6 protein-coding genes are annotated in these 21,683 nt (G+C 59.5%); 1 reads left to right on the top strand and 5 read right to left on the bottom strand.

Annotation, left to right across the window (positions count from 1 at the left end):
* Nucleotides 1-11 precede the first annotated feature (11 nt).
* From L1A08_RS02230 to L1A08_RS02210, 5 genes are all read right to left on the bottom strand, one after another.
* A complete protein-coding gene (locus tag L1A08_RS02230) occupies nucleotides 12-2,900 on the bottom strand; it encodes a PAS domain S-box protein (RefSeq protein ID WP_238753711.1) in 2,889 nt (962 codons plus the stop codon).
* A gap of 377 nt (nucleotides 2,901-3,277) precedes the next feature.
* Complete coding sequence (locus tag L1A08_RS02225; RefSeq protein ID WP_238753710.1) at nucleotides 3,278-3,805, bottom strand: hypothetical protein; 528 nt, start codon at nucleotides 3,803-3,805, stop codon at nucleotides 3,278-3,280.
* A 45-nt stretch (nucleotides 3,806-3,850) separates the two neighbouring features.
* Nucleotides 3,851-7,051, bottom strand: a complete 3,201-nt coding sequence (locus L1A08_RS02220) for an efflux RND transporter permease subunit (RefSeq protein ID WP_238753708.1) — start codon at nucleotides 7,049-7,051, stop codon at nucleotides 3,851-3,853.
* An 11-nt stretch (nucleotides 7,052-7,062) separates the two neighbouring features.
* Nucleotides 7,063-8,568 carry an efflux RND transporter periplasmic adaptor subunit gene (locus L1A08_RS02215; RefSeq protein ID WP_238753706.1) on the bottom strand — a complete coding sequence of 502 codons (1,506 nt, stop codon included), beginning with the start codon at nucleotides 8,566-8,568 and terminating at the stop codon, nucleotides 7,063-7,065.
* A 232-nt stretch (nucleotides 8,569-8,800) separates the two neighbouring features.
* The gene (locus tag L1A08_RS02210) at nucleotides 8,801-8,983 is read right to left on the bottom strand and encodes a hypothetical protein (protein ID WP_238753704.1); all 183 of its coding nucleotides are present in this window, start codon (nucleotides 8,981-8,983) and stop codon (nucleotides 8,801-8,803) included.
* 544 nt (nucleotides 8,984-9,527) lie between these two features.
* Here L1A08_RS02210 and L1A08_RS02205 point away from each other — a divergent pair.
* Complete coding sequence (locus L1A08_RS02205) at nucleotides 9,528-21,308, top strand: FG-GAP repeat domain-containing protein (RefSeq protein ID WP_238753702.1); 11,781 nt, start codon at nucleotides 9,528-9,530, stop codon at nucleotides 21,306-21,308.
* The last annotated feature ends 375 nt before the right edge of the window (nucleotides 21,309-21,683 follow it).

The following is a 21,683-nucleotide window of genomic DNA, read 5'->3' as shown; positions in this document are numbered from 1 at the left end:
GGGACGTCTGCTCAATTCCGGCTCACCGCGGCAAACAACCGTTGCAGTTCGGCTGGCTCGGCGGGTTTGACGAAATGGTGATCAAAGCCCGCTTCACGCGAGCGCCGACGATCTTCATCCTGCCCCCACCCTGTCAGAGCCGCCAGGACCATCGTCTTGCCCCATTCCTGTTTGCGGATTTCGCGAGCCGCCTCGAATCCATTCATATTCGGCATGCCGAGATCCATCAGGATCACCTCTGGACGAAACTGGCTGGCCACCTGAACGGCCTGGCTTCCGTCGTGAGCAATGCGGACTTCATTGCCGAGCATGCTGACAACCATAGACAGCATGGATGCAGCCGCTTCGTTGTCATCGACAACCAGGACCTTGAGAGGCGGATTTCCGCTCGGGGGATCCTCAAGCAGAACGCTTGTGGCCGCCGACTCCGTCATTACTGGTAATCGAACTGTGAATTCGCTTCCGTGATCAGGCCCATCGCTTTTCACTTCGATCGTTCCTCCATGAAGTGCTATCAATCTCTTGACGAGTGTCAGACCGATCCCCAGTCCGGTGTGGCCGAACTCATGCGGACGATCGATCTGGGTGAACATCTCAAAAATACTCTCCTGCATCTCCGCCGGGATCCCGAGGCCGTTATCCCGAACGCTGATGACCACATCGTCGTCCAGTCGGCGAACGGTCAGCCAGATATGTCCTCCGACCGGCGTATACTTTGCTGCGTTATTCAACAGATTCGAGAAGACCTGGGCGAGTCGATGCGGGTCGCCGTACATCTCGATCGGTTCTTCCGGCAACTCGACGGTCAACTCATGTTGAGCATCATTGACAAAAGGTCGCGCCGCCTCAACGGCGCTGCCGACCACGTCGCCCACGAGAACCATCGATCGGCGAAGTTCCAGCTTGCCGCGGGTGATCCGTGACACATCGAGCAGATCATCGATCAGACGCATCATCTGATGGGTTTGTCGTTCCATCGTCAGCCGAACTTCCTCGATGGTCTCCGGCTCGTCTCTGGCCAGCTTCATGACTTCCAGGCCAGTTCGGATCGGCGCCAGCGGATTGCGAAGTTCGTGCCCCAGCGTGGCGAGAAACTCGGTCTTTCGTCGGTCCGCTTCGGAGAGATCGGCCGCAATTTTCCGAAGCTCATCTTCGAGCCGCTTGCGATCCGTCTGATCCCGCATCACCTTCATGAAGCCCAGCAAATTGCCGTCTTCGTCGTGCAGCGCGGTCGTGATTCCCGAAGCCCAGAAACGGCTTCCATCTTTTCGTAACTTCCAACGGTCATCTCCACCGCGCCCTTCAGTGGCAGCCTGACGCAATTCCGCTTCATCGATCCCGGTTTCCAGATCCTCCGGCGTGAAGGCCGCTTTGAAGACTCTCAAACCGATGAATTCGTCTTCCTCGTAACCGAGCAATCGCCGAACTCCGACATTCCACGAGGTTGCCCGTCCCTCCGGGTCCATCATGAAGATGGCGTAGTCCTGAATCTGTTCGACGAGCATCCGAAAACGCCGCTCGGACTCCTGTCGCTGCTGCTCGGCGAACTTCGTCTGGGTGATATCGCGAACGTATCCGGTAAACAGCGGGGGCCCGACGGTTTCGATGCGTGTGATCGAGATTTCCACGGGAAACTCTTCGCCGTCTCTCCGAACCGCGGTCAGTTCCAGACGCTGATCGAGAACGGGGCCGACACCTGTTTTCAGATACCGTTCCAGGCCATCGCGATGTCTCCCACGAAGCGACGGCGGAACGATGAAGTTCGCCATTTCATTGCCAAGAACTTCGTCCCGCGTATAGCCGAACATCTTTTCGGCGGACTTGTTGAACTCGATCACGTTGCCCCGGTGGTCGATGGAAATAATGCCGTCCAGAGCCGAGTTGAGCATCGACCGCATGCGGGCTTCGCTTGCCTCCAGTCGTCGCACCGAAAACTTGTGACTGCTGATATCGCGAAAAACGAGCACACTCCCGATCACTTCCCCGGCATCATCTCGAATCGGAGCGGCACTGTCGTCGATCGCCACTTCCTGTCCATCGCGTGTGATCAGTAGCGTATGATTGGCCAGTCCAACGATGACGCCCTCGCGAATGGCTCGCAACGCCGGATTCTCCACCGTCGCTCTCGTGGTCTCGTTGATAATTCGAAAGACTTCCGTCAGCGGTCGACCAGAGGCGTCGGCGGTTGTCCAACCGGTCAGGCTCTCGGCAACGGTATTCAGAAAAACAACATCCCCCTCAGCATTGGTACTGATGACCGCATCGCCGATGCTGGCCAGGGTCGTCAGGTAAAGTTCACGCTGGGCGGTCATTTCGGCGGTCGCCGCCTGCTCCTGGCGAATATTCCGGAGGGCGAGATAGAACACAAACCCGAGGAGCGCGACTCCGACCAGGGTGGACAACACCGCCGAGGCGACCGCAGACTGAAAACTCTGCTCCGTCTCAAGCAGCCGTTTCCGCACATCTTCGGCTTCAGTCTCCTGCATGGATCCAAGGATTGTGCGGATCTCATCCATCAGCCTCTTGCCGACATCACTCTGGACGATGACGAGAGCCGCCTCCCGATCGCCATCTTTCGCCAGATCGATCGTCTCTCGCAATTCATCGAGTTTGGCCTGCACGGCTCGGTTCAAATCGGGAAGCCGCCCCAATGGAGTTTCGTTCTCATGCAACAGCTCTTCGAGCTTCCGCAGATCGGAATGGACCAGGGATGCGGAAGACTCGTATGGGTCGAGATACGATTCATCAAGCGTGAGGAGAAAACCACGCTGGCCTGTCTCGGCATCGGTGATATTGGAGAGAAGCCCTTCGAGTTGAACCATCAGCTCCTGCGATTCCGCGACAGAACGACTGTTCTCAACCAGTGTGCGGGTATGGATGTAGTTGATCGCAGCGGTCACCAGCAGAACGAGAAGCGCAACCGCAAAGCCGACTAAAACCGCGTCGGATATCCGACGCGGTTGTGTGCCCAGACCGTTCGGCCCTAATAATCTTTGTAGAACTCCGCCGCTTTGGGGAAACTCTCTCTCAGAGTGCGAATCGCTGCTCAATCCTGGTTGCCTCGTCGCCTGTAGATATGACCGCCGGTGTGTACAAACAAACTGCAATTACGTCCCAGGCGGCGGCATGACATCCTGTCACCTCGAGTTGAATGCAGCCTTTATTCTAGCGGGCCGGCAGCAAATTCCAGTGGGACGCGAAGAATGTTCCAGAATGACGAAGAAATTCCGGAGGGAAGGAGAATGATGCAGCCAAAAACGGCCAAAACATTCACGGCCTAATGGGCGTGGTCATGCTCGTGGCTGTGGTCGTGGGCGATTGTTCCCCGGTAGGACTTTCCATTGATCGTCACCACGAGCCTGGGCTCACCTCCTTCTTGATGAAGATGGGCGGCAAGGTCTGATTCGCTGGAGACGAACTTCGAGGACTTCCCCTCAGGATCATTCTCATCGGGACTGGCCTGAAGCGTGTGTTGAGCGGGCTGTCCGTCGTGAGTTGTGTTCACGATGACCTCAGCCGATTCAATCGGAACCTGCATCTTTGCCGCCGCATCGAGAATGTAAATCGTTACGGTGCCTGCCGTTTCATCGTGAATGATTTCCGCGTGATATTCTTCGTTACCCAATTCAATGAGTTCTCCGTGGTGCGGACCTTCGGTGGGATGATCATGTTCGGCGTGGTCATGGCCGCCGCTTTCTGCCTGCCCGTTAGTGGTCTCGGAAGCCGGAGGAGCCGATTGGGGCTCGCATCCGACCAGGCCGACCAGCAGAGCAACCAGCGACAGAAGAGAGTGAATTCGTAACATTGCTATTCCTTTCAGCATTGAGAATGAGGGAACCGTTTCCGCGGTTCAAACTTCAACAGTCCGTTCTTCGACGGGTTCCTGTTCGGGGAGGATGAGCTCAAGTTCCATGTTCGATTCGTCCACCACACGCCGGGCTTCTTCGAGACCGAACAACCAGAAGAGTGCCGGGTGGACAAAGAAGTCCAAGAGTGTCGAACTGATCAGTCCCCCGAGAATGACCGTCGCTACCGGATAGAGAATCTCCTTGCCGGCTTCGCCCGCGGCCAGTACCAGCGGCACGAGGCCGATCCCGGACGTGAGCGCAGTCATCAGCACCGGAGCGAGACGCTCCAGTCCCGCACGAACAATCATTTCTTTCGTCCAGTCCTCGCCTTCGTGTCGGACCAGATGCAGGTAGTGATTGAGGAGCAGGATTCCGTTGCGGGAAGCGATCCCGCCCAGGGAAATGAACCCGACCATGGCGGCCACGGTTAGCGTCTGACCGGTCATCACCAGGGCGGCAACCGAGCCGATGAACGCCATCGGCAGTGCGGCCATTACCTGCAGCGACAGTTTTACGGAACGGAACATCGTAAACAGCACGAGAAAGACGCCGACCAGCGAAACGGCGAACAGAGCTCCAATGATGCGGGTCGCCGACTGTTGACTCTCGAATTGGCCGCTGTATTCAACGAAGTACCCGGGCGGAAGCGACTGGACGACGGGCAGCACCCGTTCGCGAATCTCCTGGACGACATCGACCACGCCGCGGTCAGAGACATTGCACTGCAGCACGATTCGCCGTCGGACATTCTCGCGATTGATCGTATTGGGACCTCCCGATTCATAGATGTCGGCCACGGCTTCGAGTGGAATCTTCCCGCCGTTCTCCATCTCAATCGTCAGCCGTTTCAGCGCCTGCAGGTTCTCTCGATAGCCTTCGTCCAGCCGGATTAACAGGTCAAAGGTTCGCTGCCCGAGCAGGACTTCCGAAACGATCTGCCCGTTCATCGCTGTTTCGATGAACGTGTTGACTTCAGCAGCCGTCAAACCGTAGAGCAGGAGTTTGTCACGGTCGAGTTCGATCCGCAGTTGAGGGATGATAACCTGCGGCTCGACCAGAAGATCGGTCACGCCCGGCACGGACTGGATTGCAGCCTGCATCTCCCCTGCACTGCGACGCAGCAGATCGAGGTCGTCTCCGTAAATCTTGATCCCGATCTGAGCTTTCACGCCCGATAGCATATGTGAGATCAGGTGAGCGAGCGGCTGCTCCACAGCCGTGACAATCCCGGGGATTTCGCCCATGGCTTCACGAATTTCTTCGATCTGCTCCTCACGGGACTGCTCGGATTCGGGATCGAGCTCGATCAGGATCTCGCTCATGTTGACGCCCTCGGCGTGTTCATCGAGTTCAGCCCGGCCGGTGCGGCGGCTGATCGAGAGAATGTCCTCGATCGCCATGAGTCGGTCTTCAACCCGACCGGCGATATCGTTCGAGGTTCCCAGCGACGTTCCCGGCGGCAGCACAACATTCAGCTGAATCGTCCCCTCGTTAAATGGGGGAAGAAAGTCGCGTTCCAGATTGATCAGAAAGAGCCCGGCCAGTCCGACCGCCAGTGCGGTCGCGATCAGATTGAGCCTCGGGACTCTCAGACTGAAACGAATGACTTTGTCGCCGATCCATTTCAACAGGCGGAGCAACGGGCCATCTTTCTCGTGCCCGCTATCTTTCTTCCCAGCCAGCAGCCAGTAGGAAAGCACGGGCGTGACCGTCAGGGAGACGAGCAGTGAAGACAGAATCGAAACGATGTAAGCAATTCCCAGCGGCGTGAACAACCGCCCCTCCATGCCCGAGAGCGCGAACAGCGGGAGGAAGACCAGAATCACGATCATTGTGCCGAAGACAATCGAGTTTCGAATCTCGACACTGGCCTGAAAGACAACGAGCAGCGGATTCTTCGGGTTCCCCTGCTGCCGGTTCTCCCGAAGCCGCCGAAAGATGTTCTCGACATCGACAATGGCATCGTCGACCAGTTCCCCGATGGCGACTGCCAGGCCGCCGAGTGTCATTGTGTTGATCGACAGACCGAAGAACGAGAACACGATCACGGTCATCAACAGCGAAAGTGGAATCGCTGTGAGCGTGATAAATGTCGTCCGGATGTTCATCAGGAACAGAAAGAGAATGATGACCACCAGAATCCCGCCGTCTCTCAGCGCTTCGACGACGTTTTCGATGGCTCGATCGATGAACAGTTTCTGCGAATAGAGCGGCTCCACTCGAAGGTCCTGCGGAAGCGAGGGACGAAGATCTTCCACGGCTTCCAGGACCGCCTCGGTAACCGCTCGAGTGTCGGCTTCGGGTTGCTTGTTGATCGTCAGCACAACCGCCGGGCCGCCGACGAACTCTCCGGCCCCGGTGCGGACATAGGCGGCACTGTCGCCCCGTTTGACCTGAGCCCCTTCAATAACGCGGGCGATCTGAGCCAGCACAATCGGTCGCTCGTTCCGCGTGGCGACAACGACTTTCTGCAGGTCTTCGATCGATTGAATGCGTCCGAGAGCACGAACCAGCAATTCATTCGGCCCCTGTTCGTCGAGATAGCCGCCCGTCGCGTTTTCATTGCTGTCCTGAACAGCCTGCTTGACTTCGTGCAGCGTGACGCCGTATCGCAGCAGAGCGTCGGGATCGACCAGAACCTGAAACTGCTTTCGACCGCCTCCCATGGTGAAGACCTGCGAAACGCCGGGAATGGTCAACAGCCGTTGACGGACCACCCAGTCAGCCATTGTGCGAACTTCAATCGGCTCGGTCTCGCCTCCCTCACTCCACATCCCCAACATGAGGACCTGCCCCATGATCGATGAGACGGGTGCGAGTTGTGGACTAATCCCTTCCGGCAACCGGTCGGTGACCAGTTGCAGCCGCTCGTTCACGATCTGTCGGTCATCGTAGATATCGGTTCCCCAGTCGAACTCCACGTAGATGACGGAGATCCCGACGCCTGACGAACTCCGAACGGCCTGCACCCCGTTGGCTCCGTTCACAGCCGTTTCAATCGGGAAGGTGATCAGCGACTCGACTTCCTCCGGAGCGAGTCCGGGGGCTTCGGTCATAATGACCACGCGGGGCCGATTCAGATTCGGAAAGACATCGATCGGTGCGTGGAGCGCCTGCCAGGTGCCGTAGCCGCACATCAGCAGCGTGATCGCCATCACCAGCAGTCGCTGCCGGAGTGCAAAGCGGATAATTGCATTCAGCATGAACAGCCCTCCTAGTGGTTATGACCAGCGTGAGGATCGACTCCCCCTCCGGCCTTGTTCTTGAGGGCCATTTGCATCTGGTGAGCGCCTCGCATGGCGACGACATCGCCCGGAAAGAGCGAGCCATCGTTGGCGATCACAGCGGAATACTGATCGCGATAGGTCACGTGCACGGGCACCCGGTCGAAGTGGTCTCCGTTCTGTTGGAAGACGTACCACTCCGCCCCTTCCCGGGCGACGGCCTCGACAGGCAGGACAATCCTGTTCGGCATCTCTTCGACGGGCACCCGCATCTGCAGCCGCTGTCCGGGCAGGTATTTCCATTCGATATACCGGTTGCCATCGCTGCGACGGTCTTTCGTGATTTCGTTAGGCAGCCGGACGTAAAACGGCAGCGTCCGGGAATCCATGTCGACCCGATTGGCGAGGTAGGCGAACTCGAGATCCTCAACGATCCGCGGACCGGCTCCGGGCTCTTCGAAGATCGCATCGACCTTCCAGCCCTGTTCCGATGCTCGACGGAGTTGAGAGATGTCCTGCTCAAAGGCGAGTCCTTCGATATAGAGCTCGCTGTACTCGACCAGCACGGCCAGCGTTTCTCCGGCATTCACCGACTGTCCTTTGTGAACAAGCAGATCCTGCAGAATGAGTGATTCCCGGTCGCCGGACCCGCTCGGGGGAGCATCGCCTGACTGCTGCAGGGAGACCGGTTGCACCAGCTTGCCAGCCAGTTTGAGTTCGTTCTCGGGATGCTCGTCGGTCGAAGGTGCGAAGATCTGAAGTTCCCTCAGCAGTCGCCGCTCGCTGGCGATCAGATCGACCTGCTCGTCCGAAAGACCGTGCAGTTTGAGCGCTTCCCGCTGGGCCCGGAGATGGGCGGCGAGCTTGTCCCGGGCATATTCCCGGTCGAGCTGAACCTTGCCCGCGACCGCTCCACTGCTCGTGACATCCTGCAGCCGTGTGATCTCGCGTTCTTCCACATCGAGCTCGCCGAGCGTTTGCAGAAAGTCGGTTTGTGCAGACACCAGGTCCTCGTGCGTGAGTCGAATCTGGAACAGCAGGCTTCCCGGTTCGACGGCTTCTCCCTGCACGGCGTGCACATGGGTGATGACGCCCGTCATCGGCGTGGCCACCTGGACGCGAGTCCGCCCCGGACGTTCGACGACGAGTGCGGGCACGGTAATCGACCGCTGAAACGTCTGCAGCTCAATCGGCTGGATCGTCTCGCGCGAGAGTCCGATGTTCCGCAACGCCTGATCGGAAAGTTCCAGCGACGTCGCTTCGTCGTGGCCGACGTGGTCGTGCCCTTCGTGATCGTGACCGGCATGTGCGTCGCCTTCCTCTTCGCCGTGAGGCTCGGTCGAGGCGGCCGATCGAAAGCCGGTGATTGAACGCTGAACCATGCCATTCATCGGCGGCAGCCAGACGGAACTGGTGAGCCATCCGATAACGAGAAACGCCACCAGGATGAGTGGACCGATCCAACGACGGATCGGCCGGGTCTGTATCGAATTCATGAGATCGTCGTCCCGGGTTAACTGGGAACAGGCGCAGCGAGTCACACTGCAGGAAAAAAGCGCAGCAGTTCATCACCGCAGTAAACAGCACATCTGCTCAGTGTGCAGGGAGCAGCGGGAATATCGGCACGGCCTGCGAGCTTAGCGGCTCATCGGGCGTATCGGGGACATCCCGAAACGGAACTGGAGACGTGCGGCGAGCTGCACAACGTCAGGCGTTACCACGACGGGATTACAGTCGCCACACCTGCGTCAATGCGCGCAGGGGCTGACGTTCCAGCGGGACAGCGGCTTCGCAAACAGCGGTCGGCACGACGGCAGGCAGCATACTTCCCTTGAGCAAGGCGGAACAGACGCACGGCATTTGCAGGGCAAATGCCAGATCGAGGCTGAAATCGACCTTTTGATCCGCCATGAACGAACATTCCAGTTCGTGACAGCAACTCTCATCCGGGCAGGACGGCTGGTCCTCGTCGGAAGATTCCGGTTCCGGTTGTTCGTGATGTGCGCATTGTCCAGAATGGGCGTGTTGACAGGTTTGCTGCTCCTGCTGGGCGGGAACCGCACAACCGCATTCGGCCGCGTGGGCGTGATGGGCACAGCATCCCAGAAGTGCGTGCAGCACCAGGGAGAGCATTGTCATTATTGCTGTGAGCGAGCGACCCATGAGACGAAGTTCCGGCTCCTGAAAGTGTGACGTCCTACCCGCGTTATATCTGTGGATTGGCAGCAGGTCCATACCGGTCCTGCCGCAGTTCGCCCAGAATCAGCGGGTTGGGGGTTGTTCCGCGTTATCCCGACCCGGTAGTGTAAATGGCATCTGACAGCGGGCCCACTGCTGCTGCGAGCTGCTTGCCGCATGCGTTTTCCTCTGGCTGTCCGATGCGCTGCACTTTGTTGACAGATCGGGGCTGGAGTACGCCCCGCGGAAACGGAAGTTGCTGTCCAAGGACGTTTCGATGTTCCTCCGTCACTGGCTGGAGACACTTGTCTCTTCGCATTTGAAGCCCCGTTCTCACAGGAGAATCATCGCGCAACAGCGGCTCCGTGGCGTCGACCGCCGCAGTCAGACGCTGGAAGACCGCACCCTGCTCGCTTCGGTGGCCATCAATAATCAGGACCTCCACATCGACGAGTTTGGCGGCCCGACGGCCGACAATCTCACGCTGGTCATCGACACCACATTTGTGCCCGGCACTCCGCATCTTCGGATCAGTGATCCAGACAACTTCGTTGCGCCGGGGCCAGGCACGTTCAGCGATGGCAATGACGTCCTGGTCGCGCTCAGTTCCTTTAGCGGTTCGATCCTGATCGACACCGGGGAACTCGACGACCGGGTCACCCTCGATTACTCCGGCGGAGACTTTGATCGATTCACCCAGTACGACGGCGGGGTTGAGTTCAGCCCGATTGGGGATCAACTGACCCTGACCGGCGGCTCGTTCACCAGTTCGACGCACGACTTTGGGGATGCGACGTCGGGCAGTCTGGCACTAACGGGGGGCTTTCTCCCGCAAACGATCAGCTATTCCGGAACGGAAGGCATCCACAATCAGCTGCAAACTGATACCCACGAGTTTCTGTTGCCGGAGGTCAATAACCCCGGAGTCTTCCTCGTCGACGGCGGTGCCAGCAACCTGACTCTCGCGGGTGGCCAGTTGACGGACACGACATTCGCCGAGCCGATGACCGGGCTGACAATCCGTGGCAGAGCGGGAACTGACGATGCGATGACCGTTTCCGGGATCAGTCTCAGCAGTGATTTGACGATCGATCTTCAGACCGGCGACGACTCCATCAGCTTCGCGACCACCGCGAGCTCCCTCTCTGGGGCCACCACGCTGAAGACCTCCACTCTGGCTGTCAACGCCGGACTTTCTGGAACGGGCTCTCTTCAGATCGTGCCAAACGATCCCACTTCGTCGATCGGCATCGGCGAGAGCGCGACCGGCACCCTGAATCTCGACGCCGCGGAGCTCGCGAATCTTGCGAACGGCTTCTCATCGATTCTGATCGGCGATGCAACCGCCGGCACAGGAGCCGTTGAGATCACCTCGGCTACGTTTGCCGATTCGGTTTCCCTCGTGGGAGGCTCGATCGCTCTCGGTGAGATTCTGACGTCCGATTCCGATGTCGCTGTCACCCTGACGGCGCGAACCGGATCGATCACCACGGCAGCCGGAACGAACGCTGGCAATGTGACCTCAAGCGGACAGACGGTGACTCTGAACGGCGTCATCGCCCCGGGCGGTTCTCCCGGACAACTGGTTGTTACAGGAAACCTGGTGTTGGACAGCGGCGACACGGTCGAAATCGAACTCGAAGGAGATGATCCCGGCACCGGTTACGATCAGATCGTCGTCGCGGGAGACGTGACTCTCAACAACGCACAGCTCGACACGACCCGGCTGGCCGCCTACACGCCGTCTTACCTGAAGACGTTCACCATCATCGATAACCAGGGCGTGAACCCCGTCACCGGCACGTTCCTGAATCTGAACGACGGCGATCAGCTGGTCCTCGACGACTATATCTACCAGATTGACTACGATGGGGGCGACGGCAACGACGTCGTCCTGACGCACCTTTCCGATCCCAATCCCAATCTCGACGGGACCGCGAATGACGATACGTTTGACGTTTATCGCGACGGGACAGAACTCGTTGTCGAACTGAATTCGGTCGAGATCTTCCGCCAGCTCGCTTCGATTACCGACTCCCTCTCGCTCAATGGTCTGGATGGCAACGACACATTCGACCTCGACTACTCAAGTGGATCGCTCGGCCTGCCCATCTCCGTCGACGGTAACGGCCATTTGACCGATCCGATCAATGTGACCGATTACTCAATCACGGCCGGCGGAACGACGCTGACTTCGTCACGACCCGACGGCGATGTGCTCAACATTCTCGGCGCCGCTTCATTCGGCGGCCAAACCTATACCATCAACGGCACTTCGGTCTCCCGCACCAACTGGGGTGGCTCGGTCAGTTTCGACGGGCTCGAACGGCTCGTTGTGAACACCAGCACCCTGTCTGGGAACACCATCGAGATCGACAATCTGGCCGCCGGGCTGGCCGCGACGGTCAACGCCGGCGACAGGGTCGATTACATCGATGTCACGACCACGGCTGCGAACTCCGTACTCACGGTCAACGCCGGGGGCGGAGATGATGTGATCGACGTTGCCACGACCGACGATACCTCGCTGGTCTTTCTGTCGGGCGAATCGGGGAGCGACACGATCACTGTGGTCGATACGGGAAGCGGAGCCGCAAACGGACTGCAGATCTCCGGTGGCAGCGAGATCGACATCATTCAGGTCCAGAACTTCGCCGGCAGCCCGCTGCTGATTGAGGGAGACACCGGAGACGACCAGATCACTCTGCTGGCAGCCGCAATGGACGCCACGCCGGAACTTCGCGGCGGAGACGGCAACGACGTTTTCAAAGTCACTTCCGACACGGCTTCAATTGATGTCCAGGGGAATGGCGAACTGTCGACCATGACCAGCCATTCCATCAGCGCCCGGGTAACGACTGCGACACGCGACCCTTTGATCGGGGACACGCTTCACATCCTCGACACGGATGAGACCGCATCGAGCTTCTACACGATCACAGGTTCGCAAGTTCAACGCACGGGCGGGGGCATCCTTTCTTACACAGGCATTGAATCCCTGAATCTGGAAACCAGCTCGACCGCAATGAGCGAAGTTAATGTGACCGCCGCAGTCGATGCCGGATTCTTTTCGCTGACAACGGGTTCAAACGCCGACTCGATCACGATCTCCGATTCAGGCGCTGGCTCCGTCACGCAGGTCAACTCGCGTGGTTCCGCGGATACCATCCATGTCGTCAACACGGGCGACGATTCCCTGCTCTTTATTGACGGCGGAGCGGCGCAGGACATGATCACGATCTCCGACACGGGATCGGGAGCCAGTTCCGGCGTGCAGATTCTCGGTAGTGGCGGCGGTGATACCATCAACATCGAGAGTCTGAATGCCGCTGCCCTGCGAGTCGAGGGAGGAGATGGTGACGATCAGATCTCACTCGGCACACTCTCTATCAGCAGCGACACGGAACTTTTCGGCGGGAACGGCAACGACACCTTCAATCTTGAGCAGGCCGCTTCTCCGGTTGATATCCATGGCGGCGCGAATCTCACCCAGATGACATCGGCGACCGTAGCCGCCCGCGGCCAGAACGCTTCTCTCGACTGGACCCTCGGCGATCGCCTCAACATCGACGATTCGACCACGACAACTGAAGAGACCTTTACACTCACCAGCACGGCAATCAACCGCAGTGGATGGGATGCGATTACGTTCGACACCCTGGAACAGTTCCATCTCGACACGAGCGACACCGCGACCACCAATGTTGCCGTCACTTCGATTACAGCTGGGCTCTCTACCTGGATCAACACCGGTTCCGAGAGCGACGACATCGACATCAGCACCACAGCCGAGAACGCAATCTTTACCGTCAATGCCGGCGGCGGGAACGACACCATCGATGTGGTCACGACCGCAGACACCTCCCTCGTCTTTCTGAATGGCGAAGCGGGCGAAGATGCAGTGACGGTCCTCGACACCGGAACGGGCTCTTCCAACGGTCTGCAAATTTTAGGCGGCGACGATGCGGACCAGTTGACGGTCCAGAACTTCGATGGATTCACCTTGCACGTCGACGGCGATGGCGGCGATGACACTCTGGAGATCACCGCAACGGCTGCCGGTTCACACACTGAGTTCCTCGGCGGCACCGGGGATGACATTTTCAATGTGGGGCTCGTTTCAGGAAGTCTGACCATCTCGGGTGAGGACCACGAAACCACCGCGACGAACTATGACATTGTCGCCACCGGGGGCACGGCTTCGCTCTCGATGACTGACGGAGACCTGCTGAATATTCTTGATGCCGGTCACGCTTCGATGTCGACCTACACACTCACCCCGACGACGGTGACACGGTCGGGAGCCGGGACGATCGACTACAACACGATCGAGCGGCTCGAATTGCAGACAAGCGGAACCGAGTCGAGTGATATCGACATTTCGAACACAGCCGCCAGCGTCGTCACGACAATCGTTGCAGGAGCAGCCGCCGACACGATCGACGTCACGACCACAGGCGCGGACAGTGTCCTGGTCGTTCTCGCGGGAGCCGATGCCGATACGCTTCAGGTGCACAGCACGCACAGTTCCTCGTTGACCTGGCTGCATGGAGAGGACGGAGACGATGCGATCACCGTCGTCGACTCCGGAGCCGGTGCGACCAGCGGTCTGCAGATTTCTGGCGGGGCGGACAACGACGAGATCGAAGTGCAGAACTTCGCCGGCCTGCCTTTGCTGATATCCGGGGATGGCGGGAACGATCAGATCTCGCTGCTGGCCGCGGCAGTTGATTCCGCTCCCGATTTTCTGGGCGGAGATGGCAATGACATCTTCAACGTGACCTCAGACACGGCGTCGATTCGCATTCGCGGCAACGGGCAGCTCTCAACAACCGACAGCTTCTCGATCACGGCTCGCTCTGCAACTGCCACGTTGACTCCTGAAGTCGGCGACACCCTCAACATTCTCGATGGCGATGCCTCGGCCGCGACGACTTACACCGTCGCCGGTTCCACCGTCGTCCGCGACAGCGGGGGAACAATCAGCTTTGACACTGTGGAAACGATGACGCTGCAGACGAGCGGGACGGCAGCCGGGATTGTCGATGTGACCGCTGCAGTTGATGTTGGCGTTTTCACGATCACGACCGGGACGGCAGCCGATCAGATCGATATCGCGGCCACCGCGGATGGCTCTGTTGTGATCGTCAACGCAGGCGACGAAGACGACACCATCAATGTCACGACCTCCGGAACCAGTTCGCTCCTCTTTCTGAACGGTGGTGCGGGGCTGGATGCGATCACCGTTCTTGACACCGGCGCGGACGCGAACTCCGGCGTGCACATCTCCGGCGGGGTCGATGTCGACACGATCGACGTGCAGAATCTCGATGCCCTCACCCTTCTGATTCAGGGAGATGCAGGCGACGATACGATCACGCTGGGGACACTTTCGCTCGGCACGAATCCGGAACTCCATGGTGGCGAAGGAGACGACACCTTCAACATCAACGAAGCTCCCGTTTCGATTGATATCGATGGCGGAACCCACTCATCGGCGACGACGGACTACTCGATCACTGTCCGCAGCCAGACCGCTTCTCTGACCCTGTCCGACGGGGATCGACTCAACATCATCGAGTCGACCACCTCGACCGAAGAGACCTACACGCTCGATGGCGAAACCTTCACGCGAACCGGCTGGGGAACGATCGCCTTCACTTCGCTCGAACGGCTGTTCGTTGAAACCGGAGCGACGACTGCAGCCGATGTCGATCTCACTCTCGTTCCGACCAGTCTCGCCGTGACGGTGACGACCGGCTCGGCGGAAGACGATATCGACGTCACGGCTCTGGCGATGAACACCGCGTTGACCATCAACTCAGGTGGAGGCACGAATACGATTGATGTCGCCGACACAGCCGCGAATTCGATGGTCTTCCTCAACGGCGGCGCGGCAGCGGATCAGATTACGGTGCAGGACACGGGAGCCGGGATGATGACCGGCCTCTCCATCAACGGCGATGCGGGCAACGACATCATCCGCATCGACAACTTCGACGGACACGCCCTGTTCGTCAGCGGAGGCAATGATCACGATTCGATAACAGTCTCGCAAACGGCGGCCGGTTCGCACACAGAACTAAACGGAAACGACGGGGACGACACGTTTACGCTCGCGAGCATTCTCGGCGCTCTCAACGTCGACGGAGGATCGAACGGCACTGCAACCACGTCTCATCAGATCTCCGCCCGGGACACGATGTTGCAGTTCGATCAGATCGATGGGGATCAACTCACCGTTCTCGATGCGACTTCCACCGACGAAGCGACTTACACTCTGGGCAGCACGACACTCACCCGCGATTCGTGGGGATCGATTACCTACAACCAGACGGAACAGCTTCGACTGGAAACGAGCCAGACGAAATCGAGCACGATCAACATCAACTCGCTGTCCGCCAGTTCGACCGCGACCGTGATTGCCGGGAACGAAGCGGACATCATCAACGTCGTCGACATGGGCCTGGCCTCCGTCCTGACGATCGATGCCGGGATGGGCAATGATCAGTTCAATGTCACAACGACGGCCGACGCCTCACTACTCTATCTCAATGGCGAAGAGGGTGAGGACACAATCGACGTGACCGGCACCGGTTCAGGCAATCAGAACGGATTGCAGATTTCGGGAGGAACCGATACCGACACCATCACCGTGCAGCAGTTCGACGGGCATGTGCTGAATGTCGCCGGAGACGCCGGAGCTGATGTCATCACGCTCACCGCCTCCGCCGCGACGTCGCATCCGGAACTGAGCGGCGGCGACGGAGATGACACGTTCAACATCACCTCGTCCACCACTTCGATCGACATCGCGGGCGGCAGCCATACCGCTGCGACGACACCGTTTCAGGTCTCTGCTCGTGGGACGACGATTGTCCGTAACCAGACGATCGGCGACGTCGTGAATATCCTCGACTCTGCGACAGCCGGAGCAGATTACGCATTGAGCGGCGGCACAGTCGTACGCACCGGCGGCGGAACGATCGCCACCAGCGGCATCGAGGGATTGCATCTGACAACGAGCTTCACCGACGCCAGCAGCGTCGAACTGACCTCTGCTCTCTCGGCTCTCACGTTCAGTTTGACGACGGGCACCGACAGCGACGATATCGACATTGCGACGACCGCAGCCGATTCGGTCGTCACAGTCAACTCCGGTGAAGGGGCTGACATGATCGATGTCGTCACAACCGGAACCGACGCATTGCTCTTCCTGAACGGACAGGCTGGAGCCGATCTCATTCAGGTGACCGGCACTGGCTCGGGCTTGAGCTCTGGCCTGCAGATTCAGGGCGGATCGGAAGGCGACACGCTCGCCGTGCAACATTTAAGCGCCCGTGTTCTTCATCTGAATGGCGATGGCGGGAATGATGCGATTTCCCTTCTCGGCACCGCAACCGACACGAACCCCGAGCTCGATGGCGGCGACGGAGACGACGTGTTCACGCTGATGGCGCCGACTGTTGATATCAGCCTGCATGGCGGCAACAACTCGATGCTGGCCGACAATTATATGATTTCCGCCCGGGGCGTTGATGCCGCCCTGAATCTGCCGAGCGGAGATCGACTGAGCATCCTCGATTCCGGCTCCACGACTGCGGAGACCTACACGTTGACGGCGAGCACCTTCACCCGGACCGACTGGGGAACGCTGACGTACGACACGCTCGAACAGATCCAGCTCGAAGCGAGCGCGACCGCGGCCAGTGACATTGATATCCAGTCGACCGCCGCCTCAACAGCTGTTGAAGTCACGACCGGATCGGCAGCCGATGATATCGATGTGCAGACCACTGGAGAGGGTTCCGTCTTCACAATCAACTCCGCCGAAGCGGGGAATTCGATCGATATCACGACGACAGGAGCGAACTCACTCACGTTCCTGAATTCCGCCGCTGGTGAAGACCAGATTTCGATCGCCGGAACTGGGTCAGGCGTCAGCAGCGGACTGCAGATCGACAGTGGGCCTGACGCCGATACGGTCAACGTGACAACCCTCGATGCTCTGGTGTTTGACCTGAGTACGGGAAGCGGGCTCGATTCGATCACCTTCCTGGAAACCTCGGCGGGAACGAATACAGAGATCAGCGGCGGAGCCGATAACGACACCGTTCGACTGAGTCGGATCTTCGGCGACGTCGATGTCGCTGGCGATACGAATGGAATCGCTACAACGTCTGCCAGCATCACAGCGCGCGGAAGCATGGCGACGGTCAGTACCACAGTCGGAGATCAGTTGCTGATTCTCGATGCGGCGTCTGTTTCCGAATCGACGTACGATCTCTCTTCAACGACCACGACCCGGACGGGCTGGGGGATGATCGCCTTCCAGACGTTCGAGCAACTCGCGGTCGAGACGAGTTCGACGACGGCGAGCACAATCAATGTCGCGTCCCTTTCCAATGGAACCGCAACGGAGATCACGGCCGGCGGGGCTGCCGACGTTATCGACATCACGACCACCGGCGATGATTCTGTTCTGACCGTCAACGCTGGTGGAGGAGCCGATGAGTTTCTGCTGACGACCTCGGGCAGCAATGCCCTGCTCTTCCTCAACGGGGAAGCGGGAAGCGATCAGTTCGAAGTGCTCAACACCGGAGCGGGAGTAAACTCCGGGCTGAGCATCTCGGGGGGAGACGATGCCGATACGGTTCTCGTGCAGAACATCGTGGCTCTTGTTCTCGCCATTCATGGCAATGCCGGCGATGACGAACTGACCCTCAACGCGGCAGCAGCCGGGACGAATCCGGAGATCTGGGGCGATGCCGGGGATGATACCGTCGATCTGTTTGCTCCCTCCGTGGCGATTGATCTGCACGGCGGCTCCCAAACCACCGCGACTGGTGATTCCCTGAATGTTTCCGGCGGGTCGTACACGAATGTTGTCCAGACCTTCCTGAATACGACCGATGGGCAGATCAGCTACGACGGAGCTGTTGTCACCTACGACGGCATCGAGCCGATAAGCGATCGGGTGTCGGTGCAGAATCGGACCTTCTGGTTCAACAGACCAGCCGAGAGTATTTCCCTCAGCGACGATGCCGATGTCGCCGATGGAGAATCGCTGCTTGATTCCACGCCCGGCAACGCGGTCACATTCAGCAATCCGACCGCCAGCCTCACGGTCAACACCACCACTGGCAGCGGGGCGGATACGGTGATCGTCTCCGGCCTCGACTCCACTTTCGCGGCTGACGTCTCGATTCTGGGAGATAACATTGCCGGCCAGAAGGACAGCGTTTCGTTTACGACGAACATCCTCTCGACCGGCGGAGGAAACCTGACCGTCGAGACGGGCGGAACAATCACGATCGAAGCTGGTATCGCGACTCTGGGCGGCGACGTCACACTTCACAGCGAAAGCCAGATCAGTTCGACATCGGCTGGTTCGATCACAACGACGGCCGGGGTCGCGGGAGAGGCTTCCGGGGCGGTTGATATCTTCGCCGACGGGACGATCCTGCTCAGCGGTGCGATTCATACGACGGGTGCGGGCACGGCAAGCGACGGTGGCCACATCTTCATTCGTAACGTCGGCCCCGGGGCCACGGGAGGAGAGATCGCCGCCAACGACATCACCGCAGATGCCGGTGCGGGCGGAATCGCGGGACGGGTGAGTCTGCGAAACTTCGCTTCAGGGAGTCCGCTGACGCTTAACGGTCTGATCTCCACGTCCGCCGGCGGTGTTGTGCGTCTGCTCTCAGAAGGTGCGATTGTCGATGGTTCCGGAGACACTGCGACAGACATTATTGCCGGAGCGATTTCCGCTCAGGCGAGAACGACCGTCGGAGCCAGCTCGTTTCTGGACCTGGCCACGCCCGTTGGGGACGCTGCGACGATCGTTGCCGCTTCGACCGGCAACGGGGTAATCAATCTGCGACACGCCGACAACATGACCGTCGGCGCGATCGGAACCGCTGATTCCGTTCCCGCTCTGACGGGGATCCGTTCGTACTTCAGCAATCCGGCGGCATTCACAATCGCTGCTGCTGGGGAGTTGCGAATCGATGACGCGGTGGAACACGACTATGGCGGAGCGATCCTGCTGTCGGGTGATACGATCGTTGTTGGTGCCGGAGTGACAACGCCAGGCTCGGGATCGATTTCTGTCGACGCCGTGACGTCTGCCACCATCGCCAGCAGCGGCAGCCTTTCGACGGTCCACGGAGCACTGACCATCAGCGGGAATGCCGCCGGGACGGCTACCGGAGAGTCGACCGGAGTGCTGATTGACGGCGGGGCGGTTTCGTCGATCAACGGTGCGATCACCATCTCCGGGACGGGGGGCGACAGCGGCAGCAGTCATGGCCTCGTGGTGCAGAATGGAGCGTCTCTGGAGTCGATCTCACTGGCGGCCATCACTCTGACCGGAATCGGCAACGCGGCCGGTTCCGGGATTCTGTTCGACAATTCGAGTCTCGTCGGTCTGGTCGATTCGATCGCTCTGCAGGCCGCGCAGGGAGTATCGTTTACCAATGGGGCGAACATTACGCTGCGGCTCGCCAGCACGAGATCGACCACCGAGTTCGATCCGATGCTCGTCAGTGGCACGCTCTCTCTGACTGGAAGCACACTCACGCTCGACGATACGCAGTTCACGCCGACTGGCGAGAGCAGCCATCTCCTGTTCGACAACGATGGAACCGATGCAATCCTCGGAAACTTCACCGGTCTCCCTGAAGGAACCCCTGTGACCGTGGGGGGCGAAGAGTTCACGATCACCTATGTGGGCGGGGATGGCAACGATATCGTTCTCCTTCCTGTTCCCGATGTGCCGCCCGTCCCGGAATCGACATCGTCGATCATTGGCTACAACAACGGCAACTGGTGGGTTTCTACGGCTGGCAGCGACGGCGAGTACACAACGAGCCACTGGGCCCGCTGGCCGACAACCGATCTGCTTCAGGTCCTTTATGGCGACTTCAACGGAGACGGGCTCGAAGATATCGCCGGCTGGTTGCCGAACGGAGACTGGCGTGTCGGACTGGCGCAGCCGGACAAGTCGTTCACCTACGAATTGTGGACCACCTGGCGGACCGACGATGTGAAGGAAGTCCACGTTGGTGACTTCGACAACGACGGCCGCGATGACCTGGTCGGCCTGTTCAAGTCGACCGGGAGCGATCAGGGGAACTGGTGGGTCGGCCGCTCGACGGGAAGTTCGTTCGTCTCCGCCGGCCGATGGGCCACGCTGTCTGACTACTTCGCGATTGAAACCGTGCTTGTCGGGAACTTCGACGGCGTCGATGGAGCCGATCTGGCGATTCTGACTCCCACCGGCGACTGGCGGCTCGCGCTGTCGACGAACGATCGATTCATCAGCACGAAGTGGGCCACCTGGGATCTGTCTTCGGGTGCCGATGAATTCATGGTCGGCGACTTCGACGGCAACGGCATGGCGGATGTCATCGGGCTGCTCGGCTCAGGCGATTTCCGCGACTGGACCGTTGGCCTGTCGACAGGCACTGCATTCGTGACCGAGAACTGGGGTCAGTGGAAGTTCAGCACCGGTCTGCAGGCAACGGTCGTGGGAGATTTCGACGGGGACCTGAAAACCGACATCGCTGCGCTGATGGGCAGCGGCGTCTGGTGGACCGGACTGGCCGAAGCGAACCGATTCCGAGCCGTAAGCGCCGGACGGTGGAGCTTTGCTCCGATCGCCGGCTCGGTTCTCGTTGGCGACACCAACGGCGATGGCCTGGCCGATATTCTCGGTCGCGCCTCGACCGGCTACTGGTGGTCCGCGGAGTCGAACGGCAGCACACTCGACAACCGGTCGGTCGCCCGCTGGAGTTCGACCGTCGACTGGAAGTACGAAAACGCCGCCCCCCGGGCCTATGCGCCGACCCCACCGCCAGCCCCTCTGGTTGCGTCCGACGAAGCCTTACCGCTCTCCAGCCTGAAGCGATGGACAAAGAACACCGACAGCCCGCTTCCCGATGTTCAGCCCGCCGGGTCGACTCCGCCAGCGATGGAGTTGACTCCCCGCGAGTTCACAGCCGAAGACGAACAGTTCTTCTCCGGGGAACTGTTCGCCCTGCTCGATCACGCGTAGAAGACGTCCCATCGGGGCCGCCTGCGAATGGGTCCCTTCGCCCCCTTCAGGGGAGCGGCTTGATAACTCTGCCAGAAGCAGAAGGCCCGAAGGGCGGATGAGGGGGCGGTCAACCAGCGATACTCCATACAAATGAAAATCAACGGCCCGTGGAGCATGTCACCCGCATTCCCCCTCACCCTAACCCTCTCCCCCACGGGGGCGAGGGAACTTACGTCGCCAGGTCTTTATGACATGTCTCGATAATGAGACAGTCGTTGAGTGGCAGAAAACTCGCTGCAATAAATCCCACTTCGCCTGCGGCTGCGCCGCCCCGAAAGAATCTTTCGGGGCCACCCGATCTACGCTTTCCAACTAACTCGGGAGTCTCGGCCA

It is taken from the genome of Rubinisphaera margarita (genome assembly GCF_022267515.1).
GTDB lineage: Bacteria > Planctomycetota > Planctomycetia > Planctomycetales > Planctomycetaceae > Rubinisphaera > Rubinisphaera margarita.
The sequence above is the reverse complement of the archived record's forward strand: the minus strand, read 5'-3'. Positions and strand labels throughout refer to the sequence as shown.

What these genes read in the sequence shown, in the direction of transcription:
- L1A08_RS02225 (WP_238753710.1), bottom strand. Translation starts at nt 3,805, where the DNA reads ATGTTACGAATTCACTCTCTTCTGTCGCTGGTTGCTCTGCTGGTCGGC.
- L1A08_RS02220 (WP_238753708.1), bottom strand. Translation starts at nt 7,051, where the DNA reads ATGCTGAATGCAATTATCCGCTTTGCACTCCGGCAGCGACTGCTGGTG.
- L1A08_RS02215 (WP_238753706.1), bottom strand. Translation starts at nt 8,568, where the DNA reads ATGAATTCGATACAGACCCGGCCGATCCGTCGTTGGATCGGTCCACTC.
- L1A08_RS02210 (WP_238753704.1), bottom strand. Translation starts at nt 8,983, where the DNA reads ATGGCGGATCAAAAGGTCGATTTCAGCCTCGATCTGGCATTTGCCCTG.
- L1A08_RS02205 (WP_238753702.1), top strand. Translation starts at nt 9,528, where the DNA reads ATGTTCCTCCGTCACTGGCTGGAGACACTTGTCTCTTCGCATTTGAAG.